Origin of the sequence: Streptomyces sp. NPDC090798 (assembly GCF_044768965.1) — a bacterium.
Lineage (GTDB): Bacteria > Actinomycetota > Actinomycetes > Streptomycetales > Streptomycetaceae > Streptomyces.
This window is the reverse complement of record NZ_JBIVXA010000014.1, coordinates 166,203-186,104: the sequence shown is the minus strand read 5'-3', so window position 1 is coordinate 186,104 and position 19,902 is coordinate 166,203. Positions and strand designations below refer to the sequence as shown.

Annotated in this window: 20 protein-coding genes and 1 pseudogene; 13 read left to right on the top strand and 8 right to left on the bottom strand. The window is 69.7% G+C overall.

Annotation, left to right across the window (positions count from 1 at the left end; translation table 11 throughout):
• Window position 1 precedes the first annotated feature (1 nt).
• From sbnB to ACIQTP_RS29020, 3 genes are all read right to left on the bottom strand, one after another.
• Complete coding sequence (gene sbnB, locus ACIQTP_RS29030; RefSeq protein WP_403405178.1) at window positions 2-997, bottom strand: 2,3-diaminopropionate biosynthesis protein SbnB; 996 nt, start codon at window positions 995-997, stop codon at window positions 2-4.
• A 38-nt stretch (window positions 998-1,035) separates the two neighbouring features.
• Window positions 1,036-1,989 carry a 2,3-diaminopropionate biosynthesis protein SbnA gene (gene sbnA / locus ACIQTP_RS29025; protein ID WP_403405044.1) on the bottom strand — a complete coding sequence of 318 codons (954 nt, stop codon included), beginning with the start codon at window positions 1,987-1,989 and terminating at the stop codon, window positions 1,036-1,038.
• Window positions 1,990-2,503: 514 nt separating this feature from the next.
• Window positions 2,504-3,652, bottom strand: coding sequence for a GNAT family N-acetyltransferase (locus tag ACIQTP_RS29020; RefSeq protein WP_403405041.1), 1,149 nt, complete (start codon window positions 3,650-3,652; stop codon window positions 2,504-2,506).
• A 95-nt stretch (window positions 3,653-3,747) separates the two neighbouring features.
• Between ACIQTP_RS29020 and ACIQTP_RS29015 the strand changes: the two genes are divergently transcribed.
• The 4 genes from ACIQTP_RS29015 (at window position 3,748) to ACIQTP_RS29000 (ending at window position 7,599) form a co-directional block, all read left to right on the top strand.
• Entirely contained in the window at window positions 3,748-4,164 is a 417-nt protein-coding gene (locus ACIQTP_RS29015) for a hypothetical protein (RefSeq protein ID WP_403405038.1), read from the top strand.
• Window positions 4,145-4,396: a hypothetical protein gene (locus ACIQTP_RS29010; protein WP_403405035.1), complete on the top strand. Its 252-nt coding sequence runs from the start codon at window positions 4,145-4,147 to the stop codon at window positions 4,394-4,396. Before ACIQTP_RS29015 ends, ACIQTP_RS29010 begins: the two co-directional genes overlap by 20 nt.
• A 422-nt stretch (window positions 4,397-4,818) precedes the next feature.
• A complete protein-coding gene (locus ACIQTP_RS29005; protein WP_403405032.1) occupies window positions 4,819-6,225 on the top strand; it encodes a hypothetical protein in 1,407 nt (468 codons plus the stop codon).
• 9 nt (window positions 6,226-6,234) lie between these two features.
• Window positions 6,235-7,599, top strand: coding sequence for an MFS transporter (locus ACIQTP_RS29000; protein ID WP_403405029.1), 1,365 nt, complete (start codon window positions 6,235-6,237; stop codon window positions 7,597-7,599).
• Between the two features lie 111 nt (window positions 7,600-7,710).
• Here the strand turns inward: ACIQTP_RS29000 and ACIQTP_RS28995 are convergent.
• Window positions 7,711-7,883: pseudogene (locus ACIQTP_RS28995) on the bottom strand (EamA family transporter); the annotation flags it as partial.
• A 354-nt stretch (window positions 7,884-8,237) separates the two neighbouring features.
• Here ACIQTP_RS28995 and ACIQTP_RS28990 point away from each other — a divergent pair.
• From ACIQTP_RS28990 to ACIQTP_RS28960, 7 genes are all read left to right on the top strand, one after another.
• Complete coding sequence (locus ACIQTP_RS28990; protein ID WP_402049604.1) at window positions 8,238-9,002, top strand: HipA family kinase; 765 nt, start codon at window positions 8,238-8,240, stop codon at window positions 9,000-9,002.
• A complete protein-coding gene (locus ACIQTP_RS28985) occupies window positions 8,999-9,382 on the top strand; it encodes a DUF3037 domain-containing protein (protein ID WP_403405026.1) in 384 nt (127 codons plus the stop codon). Before ACIQTP_RS28990 ends, ACIQTP_RS28985 begins: the two co-directional genes overlap by 4 nt.
• Before the next feature lie 174 nt (window positions 9,383-9,556).
• On the top strand, window positions 9,557-10,318 hold the full coding sequence (gene fabG / locus ACIQTP_RS28980) for a 3-oxoacyl-ACP reductase FabG (RefSeq protein ID WP_054229082.1): 762 nt from the start codon (window positions 9,557-9,559) through the stop codon (window positions 10,316-10,318).
• A 16-nt stretch (window positions 10,319-10,334) separates the two neighbouring features.
• Complete coding sequence (locus ACIQTP_RS28975) at window positions 10,335-11,096, top strand: SDR family oxidoreductase (RefSeq protein ID WP_403405023.1); 762 nt, start codon at window positions 10,335-10,337, stop codon at window positions 11,094-11,096.
• 224 nt (window positions 11,097-11,320) lie between these two features.
• Complete coding sequence (locus tag ACIQTP_RS28970) at window positions 11,321-12,901, top strand: ABC transporter substrate-binding protein (protein WP_403405020.1); 1,581 nt, start codon at window positions 11,321-11,323, stop codon at window positions 12,899-12,901.
• Window positions 12,902-13,014: 113 nt separating this feature from the next.
• Window positions 13,015-13,698 (top strand): uracil-DNA glycosylase, encoded by a 684-nt coding sequence (locus tag ACIQTP_RS28965; protein ID WP_403405017.1) that lies wholly within the window; start codon window positions 13,015-13,017, stop codon window positions 13,696-13,698.
• Window positions 13,699-13,851: 153 nt separating this feature from the next.
• Window positions 13,852-14,433, top strand: a complete 582-nt coding sequence (locus ACIQTP_RS28960; protein WP_403405014.1) for a hypothetical protein — start codon at window positions 13,852-13,854, stop codon at window positions 14,431-14,433.
• Between the two features lie 22 nt (window positions 14,434-14,455).
• On the opposite strand, the gene ACIQTP_RS28955 is transcribed toward ACIQTP_RS28960, so the two are convergent.
• Window positions 14,456-14,932, bottom strand: a complete 477-nt coding sequence (locus ACIQTP_RS28955) for a hypothetical protein (protein WP_403405011.1) — start codon at window positions 14,930-14,932, stop codon at window positions 14,456-14,458.
• Window positions 14,933-15,063: 131 nt separating this feature from the next.
• Window positions 15,064-15,576, bottom strand: coding sequence for a DinB family protein (locus tag ACIQTP_RS28950; protein WP_403405008.1), 513 nt, complete (start codon window positions 15,574-15,576; stop codon window positions 15,064-15,066).
• Between the two features lie 211 nt (window positions 15,577-15,787).
• Between ACIQTP_RS28950 and ACIQTP_RS28945 the strand changes: the two genes are divergently transcribed.
• Window positions 15,788-16,699, top strand: a complete 912-nt coding sequence (locus ACIQTP_RS28945) for a Gfo/Idh/MocA family protein (protein WP_402049633.1) — start codon at window positions 15,788-15,790, stop codon at window positions 16,697-16,699.
• On the opposite strand, the gene lnt is transcribed toward ACIQTP_RS28945, so the two are convergent.
• Window positions 16,617-18,227 carry an apolipoprotein N-acyltransferase gene (lnt, locus tag ACIQTP_RS28940; RefSeq protein WP_403405005.1) on the bottom strand — a complete coding sequence of 537 codons (1,611 nt, stop codon included), beginning with the start codon at window positions 18,225-18,227 and terminating at the stop codon, window positions 16,617-16,619. The two genes, ACIQTP_RS28945 and lnt, sit on opposite strands and share 83 nt — an antisense overlap.
• A 71-nt stretch (window positions 18,228-18,298) precedes the next feature.
• The gene (locus tag ACIQTP_RS28935; protein ID WP_403405002.1) at window positions 18,299-18,784 is read right to left on the bottom strand and encodes a nuclear transport factor 2 family protein; all 486 of its coding nucleotides are present in this window, start codon (window positions 18,782-18,784) and stop codon (window positions 18,299-18,301) included.
• 116 nt (window positions 18,785-18,900) lie between these two features.
• On the opposite strand from ACIQTP_RS28935, the gene ACIQTP_RS28930 reads away from it, so the two are divergent.
• On the top strand, window positions 18,901-19,902 hold the full coding sequence (locus ACIQTP_RS28930; RefSeq protein ID WP_403404999.1) for an LLM class flavin-dependent oxidoreductase: 1,002 nt from the start codon (window positions 18,901-18,903) through the stop codon (window positions 19,900-19,902).

Sequence of the window (19,902 nt, the reverse complement as noted above, 5' to 3'; positions counted from 1 at the left end):
GTCAGACCCCCACCCCGGTGAAGAAGTCGCTCTCGCGGTGGCCCCGGCCCGCGGCGACGACCCGGTCGTGCACCCACTTGCCGACGGCGAGGTCGAGTACGCCGAGTCCGAACGGCGAGAAGATCGCCGGGCGTCCGTGGTGCCGGCTCAGCCGCCCGCGCAGCAGGTCGGCGAGGGTGCCGTCGACGAAGTCCCGGTTTCCGGTGCGCTGTTCCGTCAGGTGCAGCGAGGTGCGCTCGCGTACGGCGTGGTCGACGTCGTCGGTGAAGTTCTGGGCGGCGAGGATCATCTCGGGGGCGAGGTCGCGCAGGGACAGGTGCAGGACGACCGGGTTGTGGGCCAGCAGCCCGGGGTCGTGCAGGTGCGGTTCGCCGGCCACTGTGGTCAGCACCACCAGGTCGCAGTCGGTGAACGCGTCCTCCACCATGTCGGCGACCACGATCTCGGCCTCGGTGTGCTCGGCCATGACGGCGCCGAAGCGGCCCGCCGCCGCCGGGTCGAGGTCGAAGAGCCGGAAGCTGTCGATCTCCCAGTCGAGATCACGCAGGAACCGCCACACGTGCTGGGCGATCAGACCCGTGCCCACGATGCCGACCCGGCGGGCACGGCGCGCGCCGAGCAGCGTCTGCGCGCCGAGCACCGCGGAGGCCGCGGTCCGCGTCGCCGAGACGATCGAGGACTCCATGCAGGCGAACGGGTAGCCGGTGACGCAGTCGTTGAGGATCAGCGTGGCCGAGGCGCGGGGGATTCCGCGCCGCGTGTTGTCCGGAAAGCTGGCGATCCACTTGTTGCCGGCGACCTCGAACTCGCCGCCCAGATAGGCCGGCAGGGAGATGATGCGCGACCGGTTCTGGTGCGGGAAGCGCAGGAACGAGCTGTGCGGGTTCGAGCTGTGACCGGCGTCGTGCGCGAGGTAGGCGGCACGGACGACCTCGATGAGCTCCGGACGGTGACGGTCCGTCTCGGCGGCGATGTCGCCCGCACCGATCACGGTCATGGGCGGCGTGGCCAGGGTGGACACGGGGTGGTGCTCCTTCAGTTGGCGGCCAGGGCTTCGGCGCGGGCGGGCTGTACGGCTTCCGTGCGCAGTTGCTGGACCCATGTGGGGTCGTAGATGGTCTGGGCGTAGGCGTGGCCGCGGTCGGCGGCGATGAAGGCGACGCGGGGTCGGTGGGTGCCGGGACGGTGCCGAGTGAAGTAGTCCTGGACGGCGGCGTAGGTGCTGCCGGTCGAGCCGCCCGCGTACAGGGCGTACTTGGCGGCCAGGGTGGTGCAGGCCTCGACGGCGCGCGCCTCGGAGACGATCTCGACCTGGTCGATCAGTGCCTGACCGCACAGCGGCGGCACGATGCTGGAGCCGATGCCGGGGATCCGCCGCTTCTTCGGCGGACCACCGAAGATCACCGAGCCTTCGGCGTCGACAGCGACGACCACGCAGCCCGGGTACGTTTCCTTGATCCGGTGGGAGAGCCCGGCGATCGTGCCGCCCGTGCCCACGCCGACGAAGAGATAGTCGAGTGGGCCGGCCTGCGCGATCAGCTCGCCCGCGGTGAAGCGGTAATGCGCGTCGCGGGCATCCGGATTGGCGTACTGGTTGGGCCAGTAGGCCGAGTCGAGTTCAACCAGCAGTTCCTGCACCCGGGACAGCCGATTCTTCAGGTAGCTGCCCGTCACATCACGGATGGAGACTTTCTCCACCCGCTCGCACAGCAGCCGGAGTTGGGCTTCGGTGGCCTCGTTGCAGTTCGGATCGATGACCGGGACGAACGAAATGCCGAGCATTCGGCAGTAGAAAGCCAGGGCCAGCGCGAAGTTGCCGGACGACGACTCGACCACCGTCGTGTCCTGCGCTATCTCCCCGCGACCGATCGCCTGTTCCAGAATCCACAGCGCCGAACGGTCCTTACTGCTTCCAGTGGGATTGCAGAATTCCAGCTTCGCGACGATATCGCACTGCTCGTCCGCCAGGGGAATCAGCGGGGTTCCCATGAGGCCCCTGCGAATTTGCCTTGTCCGTTCGATCAGAGACTGATCAGCACGCCTGTGGAGCATGGGCCGAGTGTGGCACGGGATCGGTCGACACGGCTCAACCGCGACTCAAGTGCGGTACGACAAAGGCTTCGTGCGGGAGAAAAGAGGGGTCACTCGGCGGAGCTGGGAAGACACCCGCGCCGACCGCGGCGGCGGGCAAGGGCGAGGACGGCCTGGATGTGGCGCTCGGGACGCCGCGCGATGCCCGTCTCCTCAAGGAGCTTGCCGGGCCAGGAAAAGGTTGCCGCTGATCTTCCCGGAGTCGCGAGGCACTGGTGCGACGCCGCCGAAGCCCGGGCTGAGCGCACGCCCCGCTGCGGATGCCGGGCCCTCGCCGCCCGCGCCTCCCCCGTGGCAAGCGGAAGGAAGCCCACGGCACTCATCCCTCGCTCCGTCGCAACCCGCCCCGCATCGTTGCGACTTCCAGATCTGCGGCGCTGGAAAACTCCTCTTACTGCGGCGGCAGTCGGCCTCAGCAGTACGGCTCCCAGAGCTCGTACTCCAGGGCGCCGGAAATCGCGGGCGAGGAGTCGCGCAGGCGGGCGAGCAGGGCGCGGTTGTGCTCGCGGATCTCCTCGTCGTACCCGGCCAGCGGGCTGTCCTCGGACAGGTCCAGCAGCCACAGCGGCCGCAGTGTCGCGCCGCGCAGTGCCTTTCCTTCCGCGGTCTCGGTGCCCGCGTGCAGCCAGCGCACTCCCGGGAGCCGCGCCGCCATGTAGTAGGTGAGGTTGAAGTACTCGGCGGCTGAGGCGAGTTGCTCGTGGTCGAGGCCGAGCCCCCGCAGGTGCACGGTGTCGCCGCAACGGTAGTACAGGCAGAAGCCGACGGGCGGTTCGCCGGGGCGCGAGCACAGCACCACCTCGGCGCGCGAACCGGCGAGTTCACCCTGCTTGCGGAAGGACTCGGCCATCGGGGCCACGTCGACAGTTCTGCCGTAGCGCAGTAGCGAGCGGGCCAGCAGCCGGGCGACGTCCTGCCAGGACTCGGCGAGCGTCCGGTGCTCCACCTCGTATCCGGCCTTTTCGAACTTCCGTACCTCGCTGCGGATACGGCGGGCCCGGTGTGCCGACAGCGATTCCAGCCAGGCGTCGTAGCCGCCGGGCGGGATCTCGATCCAGGCGTCGGTCTTCAGCGCGACCGGGGCGGTCCGTACCCCCGCCGCGCGCAGCGCCCCCACGTCCTCGGTGGTCAGGTACATCGCCACGCGGGCGAACTTCGACTCCTCGTGCAGGGGTGAGCGCAGCGCGCGGACCGCGTCGAGCACCTCGGCGGCGGCCTCGGTCCGATCGGTTCCCTCGCCGGTCAGCAGGTGCGCCAGGTAGCCGCGGCGCTGGCCGATGAGCAGACCGCCCGGCTCGGGCGCCGGCAGGCCGCGCGCGGCAAGCAGGTCGTGCCACCGCAGGTCTGGGTTGGGCTCGTCGGTCACCGCCGCCACGGGGATCGCGGCCCGGCCGCCGCCCGGGGTCTGCACGTGTAGTCCGCCGGAGACCGACCCGGGGTCGAGGGCGCACACCCGCAGCCACAGCGCCGACGAGTAGAACCTGCCGTCGGCCAGCCGATCCCACTCGGTGTCCCCGAGCCCGCCGATGGCGTCGGCGAAAGTGTCCGTCGTGGCGGTCATGGCGCCTCCCATAGTCTCTGCCTGACCGTGCCCGCGAGTTCGCTGCGCGATCGGACGCTGAGTGTGCCGAACAACTTGCTAGGTGATAACTGACCGTGCCCGGCGAGCGGTTGGCGCGGGTGGCGATCCGGCTGTTGGCGGAGCCGTCGCTGACCAGGGTGGCGATCACCCGGTCGATCTCCCCCCAGGCCGGTCGGCCAGGGCCGGCCGGCCAGGGCGCCCGCGGCGGGACGGGCGGGCTCGCCGGGGCGTACGGACGTGCCGGGGCGTACGGACTCGTGGCGGGCCCCGGCCCGCATCGGTTCGGGCAGCGACTCCAGGACGGCCTGCCGGAAAAGCGGTTGGGTGAAGACCAGCCGGTCGCCGACGCCGGTGATGCCCCCGACATCGGTGGCCTCCTCCACCAGCGGCAGCAGCATCCCGGCGGGCTGCCCGAAGGGCTCGGCCACCGCGCCGAGCCCGAGCTCCTTGCCGCCGAGTGCGGCGAGCTGGATGAACAGCCTGCAGCGTGAGGAGATTTCGGCCGGCCGCAGCCGGACCACCCGGTGCACCCGCTCGGGCGGGGCCGTGGAGGTGACCCCGGCCGCCGTCGTCCGGGCCCTGACCCGCCGAACGGGCCGCAAGGGGCGCGAAGTCGAGCGTGTCTTCTCACGGCCGCCCGAGCCGCCGCTGCCCCGCATCCGAGTGGCCCTCGGCCCGCTGTCCGAAAACACGGTGTGGGAAGCCGCCGCCGCGATCAACTGAGGTACCGCTGATGGCAGTTGCTCATCCAGTTTGTGCAGATCATCGACGGTGACCAGGAACCCCTGTGCCGCGCCTCGGCCGCCTCGGTCGACAGCAGATGGCACTTTCCGGTTCCTGAAGGACATTCCACCAAAAGCAGGCAACTGGTGCCGCCTTCCCCCCATCGACCGGATGCGTTCCACGGGTGTTCGCCACTCTTGCGGCATGGCCGAAAATAAACGTTCCCTCATGGCTGCAGAACTATTCTTTTTCGGGTGTTCAAGTATTCTAGTCCTAACATAGATGTTCAGTGTCCACAGCGGGCGTTGACCGACGATTGAGCCGCAATTGAGCCGTAATTGAGTCGCACTGGAGACCGGGGTGGAACAGTGACCCCTGCGGGCCGAGGGGTCCAGTCACCATAGAGCGGGAGCGGAGACTTCATGTCGGCGGAGCGGGTAACGGCCCAGTACAACGAGGAGTTCCGCACACCGGGCAGTGACTTGCCCACGGTCGCCCAGCACGTCAAGGACTTCCCGACGCTCACACCTTGGCATGGCGAGTATTTGGCCAGGCCCCTCTTCGTCGCCGAGCGTGAGATTCGCGAGTTCGCCGATGACCTGCAGCACCTCGTCGAAATACAATTTTCCTTGCCGGACCGGATGTTCGGCGGCGATCTGGACGCATTCCGGTCGGTGCTGGGTATCAGCGACAGCCACTGGGAAGCGATACGGCGGTTCGGTGGTGACGTACTGCCACCCCGCTATGGCCGGGCCGACATGTACCACGACGGCACTTCATTCAAGCTCCTCGAAACCAATCTGGGGAGCGAGGCCGGCGGCTGGGCCCTCGCGAGCGAAATCTCCCGGGCGACGATGGAGGTCGCCGGTTTCGCCGGCTTCGCGCGCCGGAACCGGCTCGGCTACGTGCATCCCATTCGCGCCGTGGTGGAGGCGCTGCGCCAATTCGGCGCCCGGGTGGCACCCGGGCGCGAGCCGGTGGTGGCCATGTTGGAATGGCGTGGCGGTCTGAAGGACTACGGCGCGCTCGCGCTCAACTTCCAGTCCGCACTGCGCTCGGCGGGCCTCGACATCCTGGTGGCCGAGGTCTCCGACGTGCACGAACGCGGCGGGGCGCTCTACCTCGGGGACACGAGGATCGACGTGGTCTACCGCACCTTCGTCCCGGACCAGATCGCCGAGGAACCCGACGGCTGGGACCTGGTCGCACCCCTGCTGCGTGCGTTCCGGGCGGGCGGGACGCTGCTGTGGACCCCGTTTTCCAGCAACATGTTCGCCAACAAGGCCGGTATGGCGCTGCTTTCGGACCCGGCGCGGCGGCGCAACCTCGGCGAGGACGAGTGCCGGCTCATCGACCGGGTGCTGCCCTGGACCCGGCTGATCAACACTGACGTGCTCAAGACCGACACCGACCTCGTCGACGAATGCCTGGAGCGGCGCGAGCAGTTGATCCTGAAGGTCAACGCGCGCGGTGGCGGAGTGGGCGCCGTGGTGGGCTGGGAAACGGACGACGCCACGTGGCGGCGGGCTCTGGAGAACTCCGCCGACGAAGGATGCGTCGTGCAACAGAGAGTGATCCCCCGGACTGAGCTTGTGGTGGACCCGGTATCCGGGAAAACCGAGGAATGGCATGCGGCCTATGGCATGTTCTACACCCCGGATGGTTGTGCGGGATCATATGCCAAGGTGGTGCCGGCCGGTTCGGGCAGCATTATCTCCATCGCGGCGCATGCCAAGGCGCGCAGCGCAGCCGTCTTCCATCAGAGCGAGCTGCCCGCCGGGGGCGAAGTGCCTGCCGCAGGCGAATTTCCTGCCGATGCAGCGAAGTAAAGAGAAGTCATGATGGCGCAGCATCACCCCGCGCCTTCGGCGTGGCGGCGGATTCAGACGGCCTGGGGTCTGCCTGACCTCGCGGGAAAAGGCCGGTTCGTCACGGCCAATCTGATCGACAGCCTGGGAAACGGGTTGGTGGCGGCGTTCACCGTCGTCTTCTTCGTGAAGACGACGTCGCTGTCACTGGTCGCCGTCGGCGCCGCACTGACCGCCGGCCAGCTGCTCGTCCTGCCCGTTCCGCTTTTTATCGGGCGCCTGTTGGACAAATGCGGTCCGCGCATCGTGGTCGCCGCGGGTAACTGGATTTCGGTGGCCGGATTCATCGGTTTCCTGTTCTCGCACGCGGCCTGGCAGATCGTGCTGTGGCAGTTCGTGGTGCAACTGGGTTCCACCGCCTTCTGGATGGGCAGCAGTCCGCTCACCGTGCTGGTCGCCCGGGGCGTCGAGCGGGCCCGCTGGTTCGGCTTCGTCCGTGCCCTGCGCAATGTCGGCGTCGGTTTCGGCGGCGCCGCGTCCGCGGTGGCCCTGAGCATCGGAACCGTCGCCGGGCTGCGGGCCGTCATGGTGATCAACGTGGTCACCTTCGCCGTCGCGGGCTGGCTCGTGATCACCTTGCGGGGCGCGGACACGAGCGAGGCGGCCGGTGCCGGGCCCGCGGAGGCGAAGCCCGCCGAGCCGGAGCAGGCGGCGGCCGAAACCACCGGTCCACCCTCGGGCGGCTATCGCACCGTGCTGAAGGACACCCGGTATCTGCGGCTGGTCGCGACGAACGTCTCCTTCGTCTTCGCCTCCACGGTGATCACGGTGCTGCTCGCCGTCTACGCGGTGGACAACCTCGATGTCGGCGCCTGGATCGTCGGCGTGATCGTCGTGCTGAACGCGGCCATGGTCGCGCTGCTCCAGACGCTCGCCAGCCGGTGGATCGAGGCCCGCAAGCCGGTGACGGTGCTGGTGCTGGCCCTGCTGTTGAACGCGGCGGCGTTCGTCGTCTTCGGCACGCTGCTCGTGCTGCCCGGCTGGGCGGTGATCGCCGGGCTGCTGATCGCGATGGTGCTCTACACCGTGGCCGAGATGCTCAGCTCGCCGCCGACCAGCGAACTGAGCGTGGTGATGGCGCCCGAGCATCTGCGGGGCCGCTATCTGGGCGTCTACCAGCTGTCCTGGTCGGTCGGCGGTGCCGTCGCCCCGGCGCTGCTCACAGCGCTGTTGGAGGGCGGTGCGGCGCTGCCCTGGGTGTTCCTCACCGCGATCAGCGTGCTGGCCGTACCGCTCGTGATCGGGCTCGACCGGGGGCCCGCGGCCACGAACGAGGGCGCACCGGCCGGGGACGTCGCCCCCGCGGAGCAGCTCGACGGCGACCCCGTCGGCTGAGCCCGCCCGCGCCTGTTGAGCGCGCACCGCGCTCGACGCCGACCACCGCCCGGCAGCGCATCGGGCGGCGGACGGCGTTTCCCGCGTTCGCCGTTCGTCAGCCCGCGGCCCCGCGGCCCCGCGGCCCCATGCCGTCCCGGCCGGCACCAGCGCGCCGCCCGCGAGGCCGACCCGCCAAGGCGCTCGCCGCCGAGCGCGATGCCGGTCGCGGCGGCCCACGGCGGTTCCGTGCCGAGCAGCAGGCTGACCCGGGACGGGGACGTACGGCGCACGGCCCACATCTGCGCCAAGTTCTTCCTGCTGCTCACCACACGGACTCGGCGACGCCGTCGCGGTGAACACATGGAACACCTGCACCTGCAAGCCCGCGCCGGCCGAGGGTTCGGTCGTGACCTTGGCGCGGTGGCTCGGGCCCTCCTGGTCCGCGATCACCCTCGGTTACTATGCTCACTTCATGCCGGAGGCCGGCAGCAAGGGGCGCACGGCCATCGACGGACTGCTTGGGGAGCGGGGAGATCGGCCTGCCGGTCGAAACTCCCCAGATTCTCCCCAGGCCCGTTGACGGGCGATTCCCGTTGTCGCACCCCTCCAAAGTTGGCCGTTGATCGCAAGGTTGAATAGACGGGTGGCCTGGGAAAATGCTGAAAGAGGTCACCGTGACCCGCTACATCACGCCGCTGCGTGAGGGGGGCTCGCTGCCGGGGCTCGTCGAGGCCGACGATCTCGGGACGTACGTCATGAAGTTCACCGGCGCGGGGCAGGGGCGCAAGACACTCGTCGCGGAGGTCGTCTGCGGTGAACTCGCCCGCCGGCTCGGCCTGCGCGTGCCCGGTCTGGTGACGCTCGGCCTCGACCCGGTCCTGGGGCTCGGGGAGCCGGACCAGGAAGTGCAGGAGCTGCTCAAGTCGAGCGGCGGACCGAACCTCGGGATGGACTTCCTCCCCGGCGCGATCGGCTTCGACTCCCTCGCCTTCGAGGTGAGCCCCGAGGAGGCCGGGCGGATCGTCTGGTTCGACGCGCTGGTCAACAACGTCGACCGCTCCTGGCGCAACCCCAATCTGCTGATGTGGCACGGCGACCTGTGGCTCATCGACCACGGCGCCACCATGATCTGGCACCACCACTGGCCAGGCGCGGCGACCTCCGCGGCCAAGCCCTACGACGCCTCCGACCACGCGCTCGCGCCCTTCGGCCCGGACATCGCCTCCGCCGCCGCCGAGCTGGCGCCGCTGGTGACCGAGGACCTGCTCGCCGAGGTGACCGCGGAGATCCCCGACGCGTGGCTGACCGACGAACCCGGCTTCGACTCGCCGGACGCCCTGCGGCGTGCCTACGCGCAGCCGCTGCTGGCGCGCGCCGGCGTGATCGAGGGGCGCATCAAGGGCTTCGAGGGGGACAAGTGAGCGAGCGGGACGTCTTCGAGTACGCGCTGCTGCGCGTGGTGCCGCGGGTCGAGCGCGGCGAGTGCTTCAACGCGGGCGTACTGGTGTACTGCCGCGCCAAGTCCTTCGTCGGGGTGCGCACCCATCTGGACGAGACCAAGCTGCTGGCCCTGGACCCGGAGGCCGACGTGGCCGGCGTACGGGCCGCGCTGCGGGCGGTCGAGGGGGTCTGCGCGGGTGGCAAGGCAGCAGGTCAAGCCGCTGGTGACGATGCCGGGCGGCGTTTTCGCTGGCTGATCGCGCCCCGTTCGACGGTCGTGCAGCCGGGGCCCGTGCACACCGGACTCACCGCCGATCCGGAGGCGGAGACGGAGCGGTTGCTCCACTTGCTGGTCAGGTAATGGATCACACCCGCGTGGTGTGCCGTTGACACCGGGTGCCAGGGCTTCTAGCGTCACGTCTGCTGAAGGTACTAAGCGGTCGCTCACCGGACGGGCGTACCGTGTGAGCCGCAGGACATTCCACCGCAGGGCATTTCAAGCCGCAGGGCTTTTCAAGGGCGAGGAGAACCAGCAATGTCCACCACTGAGCAGCGTGTCGCCGTAGTCACCGGTGCCGCGCGCGGCATCGGCGCCGCGACCGCCGTACGACTGGCCGCCGAGGGCCGCGCCGTCGCGGTGATCGACCTCGACGAGGCCGCGTGCAAGGACACCGTCGAGAAGATCACCGCCGCCGGTGGCAAGGCCCTAGCGGTCGGCTGCGACGTCTCCGACGAGGCCCAGGTCGAGGCCGCGGTCGCGCGGATCGCCGAGGAGCTCGGTGCGCCGACCGTCCTGGTGAACAACGCGGGCGTGCTCCGCGACAACCTGCTGTTCAAGATGGCCGCGTCCGACTGGGACACGGTCATGAACGTGCACCTGCGCGGCGCCTTCCTGATGGCCAAGGCCTGCCAGAAATACATGGTGGACGCCAAGTTCGGCCGGATCGTCAACCTGTCGTCGTCCTCGGCGCTCGGTAACCGCGGCCAGGCCAACTACTCCGCCGCCAAGGCCGGTCTCCAGGGCCTCACCAAGACCCTCGCCATCGAGCTCGGCAAGTTCGGCGTCACCGCCAACGCCGTCGCGCCCGGCTTCATCGCCACCGACATGACGGCGGCCACCGCCGAGCGTGTCGGTATGGGCTTCGAGGACTTCCAGGCCGCGGCCGCCACCCAGATCCCCGTGCAGCGCGTCGGCAACCCCGACGACATCGCCAACGCGATCGCCTTCTTCACCGGCGAGGCCGCCGGATTCGTCTCCGGCCAGGTCCTGTACGTGGCCGGCGGACCGCTCAACTGACGCCGGAGGGCACGACATGACCACACTCCCCGAACTCTCCGGCAAGGTCGCGCTCATCACGGGCGCGAGCCGCGGCATCGGCTACGGCATCGCGGAGGCCCTCGTCGCGCGCGGTGACCGCGTGTGCATCACGGGCCGCAACGAGGACGCCCTGAAGGAGGCCGTCGAGGCACTCGGTGCCGACCGCGTCATCGGCGTCGCCGGCAAGGCGCACGACCTGGCCCACCAGGCCACGGTCGTCGAGCGCACCATGGAGGCCTTCGGCCGCGTCGACTACCTGGTCAACAACGCCGGTACGAACCCCGTGTTCGGCCCGATGGCCGACCTGGACCTGGACGTGGCACGCAAGGTCTTCGAGACCAACGTCATCTCGGCGCTCGGCTTCGCCCAGCTGACCTGGAAGGCCTGGCAGAGCGAGAACGGCGGCGCGATCGTCAACATCGCGTCCGTCGCCGGCATCGCCCCCTCGCCCTTCATCGGCGCGTACGGCATGAGCAAGGCCGCCATGATCAACCTGACCGTACAGCTGGCGCACGAGTTCGCGCCCAAGGTGCGGGTCAACGCGATCGCGCCCGCCGTCGTCAAGACCAAGTTCGCGCAGGCCCTGTACGAGGGCCGGGAGGCGGAGGCGGCCGCGTCCTACCCGCTCGGCCGACTCGGTGTGCCCTCCGACATCGGGGGCGCCGCCGCCTTCCTCACCTCGACGCAGTCGGACTGGATCACCGGTCAGACCCTCGTCGTCGACGGCGGCATCTTCCTGAACGCCGGAGTGGGCTGACCGCAGACCCGGGACGGGACGACCCGAGACGGGACGAACGGAGCATCGACGCGGGCGCTGATGGACGAAATCGGCGCCCGCGTCGACGTACGAAGACGTACAGCCGGATGACAACGTAGTCACAAACGCGCTGATCAAGTGCCATGCCGGGAACTCGGGTTCACCGGTGTGGCGCTGCGGTATGGTCTGCCGACCCTTGGTACGGCAGATCGAGGAGCGTGCGCGTGTTCAACCGGAACCCATGCCTGCGGCAACTGGCGGCGGTCACATCCATCACCCTGGTGGCCGGGTGCGGCGTCCTGTCCTCGGGGTCGTCCGACGACAAGGGACCGATCGTCGTGGGCACCACCAGTGCCCCGAGCACGCTGGATCCGGCCGCCTCCTGGGACGGCTCCTGGGAGCTGTTCCGCAACATCTACCAGACGCTGCTGAGCTACCCCTCCGGGGCGACCACGCCCGAGCCCGACGCCGCCCAGAGCTGTGGGTTCGCGGACACCTCGAACCTCGTGTACCGCTGCAAGCTGCGCGCCGACATGAAGTTCTCCGACGGCGACCCGCTGGACGCCCGGGCCGTCAAGTACTCGATCGACCGGATCAAGAAGATCAACCTGCCCGGCGGCCCCGCAGGCCTCCTCGGCAGCCTCGACCGGATCCAGGTACTGAACGAGCGCGAACTCGTCTTCCACCTGAACAAATCGGACGCGACCTTCCCGTTCGTCCTCGCCACCCCGGCCATGTCGATCGTCGACCCCGACGACTACCCCGCGCACTCGCTGCGCAAGGACGGCAAGGTCTTCGGGTCCGGGCCTTACAGCCTGCGCTCCTACGAGGAGGGCAAGCAGGCCGAACTCGTCAGGAACGACCACTACAAGGGCTTCGCCGAGCTCAAGAACGACGCGGTCACGATCCGCTACTTCCAGGACTCGGGTCAGATGGTCGACGCCCTCAAGGACAAGAAGATCGACGTCACGTTCCGCGGCCTGGCCTCCAAGGACATCGTCTCCCTCCGGATCAAGGGTGCGGACAACGGCCTTCAGCTCGTCGAGGGCGCGGGCATGGAGATCAGCTACCTGGTGTTCAACCCGAAGGATCCGTGGGCCAAGAAGCTCGCGGTGCGCAAGGCGGTCGCGCAGGTCATCGACCGTGCGGCGATCGCACACACGGTTTACAAGGACACGGTCGACCCCCTGTACTCCATGGTCCCCGCGGGCCTGACCGGTCACACCACGGGCTTTTTCGACGACTACGGGGACCCCAGTTCGTCCAAGGCGCGGCAGATCCTCTCGTCGGCGGGCATCACCGAGCGCGTCCCCCTCACCCTCTGGTACACCACGGACCGCTACGGCTCCGAGACCGCTCCGGAGTTCCAGGAGATAAAGAGGCAGCTCGAGAACTCCGGTCTGTTCCGCGTGTCGCTCAACGGGCGCCCCTGGAAGACGTACGAGGAGGGCTACCGCAAGGGCGAGTACCCGGTGTTCGGGCGCGGCTGGTTCCCGGACTTCCCGGACGCCGAGAACTTCATCGCGCCCTTCGTGGGCCAGCAGAACGCGCTCGGTACGCCCTATCCGGCGCCCCGGATCACCAACACCCTGCTACCCGCCTCGCGCCGCGAGAGCGACCGTGGAGCGGTGGTCAAGGAGTTCGAGGCGGCCCAGCAGATACTCGTCGACGACGCACGGCTGCTGCCGCTGTGGCAGGGCAAACAGTTCGTGGCGGCGAGCGAGGAGATCGCGGGCGGGGAGCAGGCCCTGGACCCATCGACGATCATGATGATGTGGGAGCTGCACCGCAAGACCAGCTGGTAGGTCACGGGCAGGACCCGGCGGACAGCGTGGTCATACGGGGTGCGGGGCCGATTGTCAGTGGTCGCCTGTAGGTTCTGAGACCTGGAAGTGACCGCACATCGGAGGAACTTGACGTGACCGACACCACCATGCTGCCCGAGTCCTGGCGCGGCGTTCTGGGTGACGAGCTGCAGCAGCCCTACTTCAAGGAGCTCACCGAGTTCGTCGAGGAGGAGCGCGCCAACGGTCCCGTCTACCCTCCGCGCGAGGAGGTCTTCGCGGCGCTGGAGGCGACTCCGTACGAGCGGGTGAAGGTGCTCATCCTCGGCCAGGACCCGTACCACGGCGAGGGCCAGGGCCACGGCCTGTGCTTCTCGGTCCGCCCGGGGGTGAAGACCCCGCCCTCGCTCCGCAACATCTACAAGGAGATGAAGGAGGAGCTGGGCACCCCGATCCCGGACAACGGCTATCTGATGCCGTGGGCCGAGCAGGGCGTCCTGCTGCTGAACGCGGTGCTGACCGTGCGCTCCGGTGAGGCCAACTCGCACAAGGGCAAGGGCTGGGAGAAGTTCACGGACGCGGTGATCCGTGCCGTGGCCGACCGGCCCGACCCGGCGGTCTTCGTCCTGTGGGGGAACTACGCGCAGAAGAAGCTCCCGCTCATCGACGAGGAGCGGCACATCGTGGTGAAGGGCGCGCACCCCTCGCCGCTCTCCGCGAAGAAGTTCTTCGGCTCCCGCCCCTTCACGCAGATCAACGAGGCGGTCGCCGGGCAGGGCCACGAGCCGATCGACTGGCGGATTCCGAACCTCGGCTGAGCAGGGACCGAGACCGGAAGCGGCCCGGCCCGGGTGGGGGGTCCGGTCCGGCCGTCACCGGGGCGGTTCAGTGGTGTCCGGGGGCGCCTGAGCGTGATTGTCAGTGTGTCCGGTTAGCGTCGGAAGGGACAGCGACGAGCCCTGGAGGACGCGGTGGCGGAGCAACAGGAGCAGGCGGCGCCGGACGCCATGATGACCCGGATCGGACAGGTCGTCATGCTGCACCACGGTGGCGACCGTGAGGAGGCTCGGGGGCGTTTCCTGGACCTGTGGGGGGAGATCGGCGAGGACGGCGACCCCTTGCACCGCTGCACCCTGGCGCACTACCTGGCGGACACGCAGGACGACCCCGCGGACGAACTGGCCTGGGACCTGAAGGCGTTGTCGGCGGCCGAGGAACTCACCGACGGGGACGTCGCCGAGCGCCACCGCTCGCTCGCGGCGCGCGCGTTCTACCCGTCGCTGCATCTGAACCTGGCGGCCGACTATGTGAAACTCGGCCGCTCCGAAGCCGCCCGCAGCCATCTGCGCCGGGCCCGCGGCGCGGTCGGAGCCCTCGGGAACGACCGCTACGGGGACGGCGTACGCGCGGCGATCGGCCGTCTGGAGCTGAGACTCGGCGGGCATGGCCCGTCGAACGGAGGGCCGGGGGAGGGCCCGGGCACCATGGAGGGGCCCGGGCCCTTCGGCGGGTCCGGAGGGGAGACCTTGGGGCCGCCGAGACAGCGTCCCTAGGTCCTGTCGGCGCCGGCCGTGGTCAATGCCCGTACGACCCCTTGCAGATGACCGCCTCCGGACTGTCCGCCTTCCAGCCCCCGTACTTCCGGCCGAGGGCACACACGTCCGTGTTGTTCGACTGCTTGGGGGCGGCGGGCGGGACGTCGGTGCGGGGTGCGGGCCGGTGGGGCTGTGGGTGGGGCTGCGGGTGTGGGTGCCGGGCGGTGCCCGGGTGACGCGCGGGGGCCTGCGGGGCGGCCGGCGCCGGGACGGGCGTACGGTGCGGCGCCGGAGCGCTCGGTGACGGCTTCCGGGGCGGCCCGACGAGTTCCAGCGCCTCGCGCGCCGGCGCCTGCACGATCCGCGGCCCGGCCTTGCCGTCAGGACGCGGCGGCGACGGCCGGGACGGCGCGGTCGGCTGGATGGGAGCGGTCGGTCGCTGGACGGTCACACAGCCGGAGAGCGCGGCGGTGGCCACGGTGACCAGGAGCGTTGCGGCGGTCGTCGTTCGATGCACCCGCTCAACTCTGCTGCGTCCGGCCCGCTTTGGGGAGCTGAAGAGCGGAGGTTGCCCCACACGGGTGATCCTTCCGCTCCTGCGGAGGGCCCCGGTGTCCGCAAGGTGACCCGACGCCGGATCGCCCCGTCTCACTCACCCGTGGCGCCGTCGATCCGCTCCCGGATCAGATCCGCGTGACCGTTGTGACGCGCGTACTCCTCGATCATGTGGGTGTAGATCCACCGCAGGTTGATGGGGTCCTGGGTGAACTTGCTCTTGCCCTCGCAGGCGTCGTCCAGCGCGAAACGCGCCGAGTTGCGCCGGGCGATCCCGATCTCGGCCTGCCAGGTGGCGTACGCCTCGTCCCAGGTGTCCGCGTCCGTGAGATGGAACTCTCCGTCCCGGTCCTCGTCGCTGTAGTAGATCGGCCCCGGATCGTCGCCCACCAGAACCTTGCGGAACCAGCCACGCTCCACCTCCGCCATGTGCCGCACCAGACCGAGCAGGGACAACTCGGAGGGCACGACCGAGGCGGTTTTGAGCTGGGCGTCGTCGAGGCCCGCGCACTTCATCTCGAGGGTCTCGCGGTGATAGTCGAGCCAGCCCTCCAGCATGGACCGTTCGTCGGCGTTGGTGGCGGGTTCGGTGCGCTGCTTCGTCATGTCCGTATTTTCGTCGAGCGCACGGCTGTCCACCAGGGCTTTTCCTGTGAACGCTCCAGGGGGAGCGCGCCCCGGACGACGAGAAGCGGGAGCCCTGTCCGCGGCCTCCCGCGCTGTTCCTGCGGAGCTTCGACGCCGTCGCCGGCCGGCGGTCGCCGCAGCGGCCGTATGCTTCCGGCGAGGCCCGCGTCGGCAACTGAAGGAGACCCTGGTGAAGGTCGGCTGCATCGGACTCGGCGACATCGCGCAGAAGGCGTACCTGCCGGTGCTCGGCGTCCAGCCGGGAGTCGAGCTGCATCTGCAGACGCGGACGCCCGCGACCCTGGCCCGGGTCGGCGACAGCCTCCGCCTGCCGCCGGAGCAGCGGCACACCGACCTGTCGGATCTGCTGGCACAGAACCTCGACGCGGCCTTCGTGCACGCGGCGACCGTCGCGCACCCCGAGATCGTGACGCGGCTCCTGGAGGCGGGCGTGCCGACCTTCGTCGACAAGCCGCTCGCGTACGAACTCGCCGACTCCGAGCGTCTGGTGCGGCTCGCGGAGGAGCGGAACGTCAGCCTTGCCGTCGGTTTCAACCGGCGTCACGCGCCCGGGTACACGCAGTGCGCCGATCACCCCCGCGACCTGATCCTGATGCAGAAGAACCGCATAGGGCTGCCCGAGGACGTGCGCACGATGGTCCTCGACGACTTCATCCACGTCGTGGACACGCTGCGGTTCCTGGTGCCGGGGCCGGTCGACGACGTGACCGTGCGGGCCCGGGTCGAGGGCGGCCTGGTGCACCATGTCGTGCTGCAACTAGCCGGGGACGGCTTCACGGCGCTCGGCGTGATGAACCGGCTGAGCGGCTCGGCGGAGGAGATCCTCGAGGTCTCGGGGCAGGACACCAAGCGTCAGGTGGTCAACCTCGCGGAGGTGATCGACCACAAGGGGCAGCCGTCGGTGCGGCGGCGCGGGGACTGGGTGCCGGTGGCCCGGCAGCGCGGCATCGAGCAGGGCGTACTCGCCTTCCTCGACGCGGTGCGCGCGGGCAAGGTGCTCAGTGCCCGTGACGCGCTGGCGACTCATGAGCTGTGCGAGCGGGTGGTACGAGCGGTTCAGGAGCGGTCCGCCGGGGCCTGAACGCCCGGAAGCCCTCCGTCGCGCACAGTGCCGCCAGGATCAGCAGTGCCGCGTGCACCGGCCAGTCGCCGAACCGGACGTACGGGGTGACGCCGCGCGCGAGCGGTACGTCGTACACCACGGCCGCGCTCGCGTCCGTGCCGAGCCAGGAGCCGATCCGCTCGCCGCTCGGGCCGTAGACGGCGGAGACCCCGGTCAGCGTCGCGTGCACCATCGGGCGGCCGGTCTCGGCGGCCCTCAGCGCGGCGAGCGAGGCGTGCTGCTCGGGGGCCCAGCTGTGCTGGAAGGTCGAGGTCGAGGACTGCGCGAGGAGAACCTCGGCGCCGTCCTGGGCGAGATGGCGGCTCATGTCGGGGAAGGCCGTCTCGAAGCAGACCAGCGGGCCGACGCGCAGTCCGTGCCCGACGTTCATCACGACCTGCTCGGTGCCCTTCCTGCGGTCCTCGCCCGCCGCCTTCCCGACCGAGGTCGCCCAGCCGAGGAGGGAACGCGCGGGTATGTACTCACCGAAGGGGACGAGCCGCATCTTGTCGTAGCGGTCGCCGGTCGGGCCCTGCGGTCCCACCAGGACCGAACTCTTGTAGATCCCGGGCCGGTCGGAGCGGTGCGCGTCGACGTTCACCATGATGTCGGCGCCGGTCAGCCGGGACAGCGCGGCGAGCCGGTTCGCCAGGTCGGGGCGGTCCGCGAGGTCGAAGCCGACGCTGCTCTCGCCCCAGACGACGAGGTCGGGATCCTGTCCGGCGAGGGTGCGGGTGAGGGCCTCCTCGCGTGAGAAACGTGCCTCGGCACTGTTCGTGCCGCCGATCACCCCGGGCTGTACGACGGCGATCCGGACCTGGCCCGTCACGTCCGGGCGCGGCGACCACACCCAGGTCGCCGAGGTCACGGCGGCCGTCGCGACCAGGCCGGCGACGGCGGGCATACGGGACTCACGCACTGCGACCAGCACGGCGACCGCCACATTGACGGCGACCACCAGGAAGCTGAGCAGCCACACCCCGCCGACCGACGCGAGCCGCAGCGCGGGCCCGATCTGCCACTGGCTCGACCCGAGCAGTCCCCAGGGCCCGCCGAGGCCCTGCCAGGACCGGACGAGTTCGACCATCAGCCACCCCGACGGCAGGACGAGCAGCGCGGCTGCGACCCGCCCCGCCGAGGGCACCCCGCCGAGGAACCGCCGTACGAGCCAGCCCCAGGGCGCCCACAGCACACCGAGCAGTGCCGCTATGACGACCGTGAACACATTCAGACTCGGCAGCAGCCAGTGGTGCACGGCCAGTATGAAACCCAGCCCGCCGAACCAGCCGTCGTAGGCGGCCCGCCTGCCCGTCGGTGCCGAGCGGGCCAGCAGGATCCACGGCACCAGGGCGATGTACGCGAACCACCACCACGAAGGGGCGGGGAAGGCGAGCATCGGCAGCGCGCCGGCCAGTGCGGCGACGATCGCGCGCCGCCACGGGGAGGCGAGCCAAAGATCGGGCCCACTGCCCAGCCAACGCTCGGGCCAACGCTCGGGCCTCTTCATACAGGGCCTCCCTCCCCGGGGGATGCCTCCAGTGTGCGCGTCGGCGACGATCTCCGACAGGGGGCGTCCGGTCAGGTGGCGGTGGGTTCCTGGCTCGGCTGCGGCGCACGGCGCCACTTCTCCTGGACGACGACCTCGCGCAGCTGCCAGCCGAGGTCCGTACGCACCAGTCCGAAGGCGTACCGGCCGCCGCACACGAAGTCGGGCGCGGTGGACCCACTGTCGTGGCCCGCGAACCGCATGGGATTGATGTAGTCCGCCTGGACCCGGGCCGTGTCGCCCTCCTCCTGGTCCAGCGCCCCGAACCGCAGCCGCCGGTTCACGATCAGATGCTGGCGCATGGGGAAGAGCTCCATACTGCGCGCGAGCCAATCCGCGACCTCGTCGGCGCCGCCCTCGATACCGCCGGCCGAGCGGTAGTCGGCGCGTCCGTCCGGTGCGAACAGCCTCCGGTACGCCTCCCAGTCGCCGTCGTCGACTGCTACCGCGTACTCGGTGACGAGTCCGTCCACGGCGAATCGGTCCATCACGGTCGCGAGCTCCACACGCTGCGTCATCGGCTCAGTGTTGGCCACGGGGGGTGCGCAGCCAAGGGGCGTGCACCAATAGGTGCACAACTCCGCCTTGCCAGTGAAGGGAGTTGGCGCGTATGGGCGATTCCTATACTGACCGAATGATCACCGTACCGCTCAGCGCGCTCGAAGTGGCCATGGTCCAAACGGGCGCACGAGCCGCAGACACGTTACGAGACACCACCGAGTTCGCCGTGCGCCTCGAAGGCCTCGGTTACCTGCGACTCTGGTACGCCGAGCATCACCATTCGCCGGCCATCGGAGCGTTCCCGCCCGTCGTCCTGACCGCCCACGCGGCCGCGTTGACGTCCTCCATCCGACTCGGTTCCGGTGGCGTTCTCGCTCCGAACCACGCCCCGATCATGCTGGCGGAGCAATTCGGCACGCTGTCCGCACTGCACAGGGGCCGCATCGACCTGGGCATCGGCCGCGGCCCGGGTACCTTCGACGACTCCACGGCACGGGCCCTGCGCCGCGGGGCCGGTCCGACAACCGACGACGAGTACCGCGACGACGTGTCGTCGACTCTGCGTCTCTTGGTGGACGAAGTCGCACTCAGCCCGCTCCCGGAGCCATGGCTGCTGTCCTCGAGCACGGCAGGCGCCGCGCTCGCCGCGGAACTCGGGCTGCCGATCGCCTTCGCCCATCACATTCGTCCCGACAACACCCTGGCCGCGCTCAGCCACTACCGCGAGCGTTTCTCCCCCTCCCGCTGGTGCGCGCGCCCGCGCGTGCTGGTCTGCGTGGAAACGGTGTGCGCCGAGACGGATGAGGAGGCGGCCCGGCTGGTCGGCCCGATGGATGTCGTCAAGGCCGGACTCCTCAAGGGGCGAGGCGACATTCCCTTCCCCACGCCCGGAGAGGCGGCGACCCACTCGTTCACCGCGGAAGAAGTGCGGGCGCTGACGAACTTCCGTGCCCATCAGGCACACGGCTCACCCGAGACCGTTGCGAAGCACCTGACGCACCTGGTGGATCTGACGGGTGCGGACGAACTCATGCTGGTGACGCCCATCTACGCGTTGGCCGACCGATTGAGGTCGTACGAACTCGTCAAGCGGCACGTCATGGAGGAACCTCATGCCGACGGACGACGTTCATGA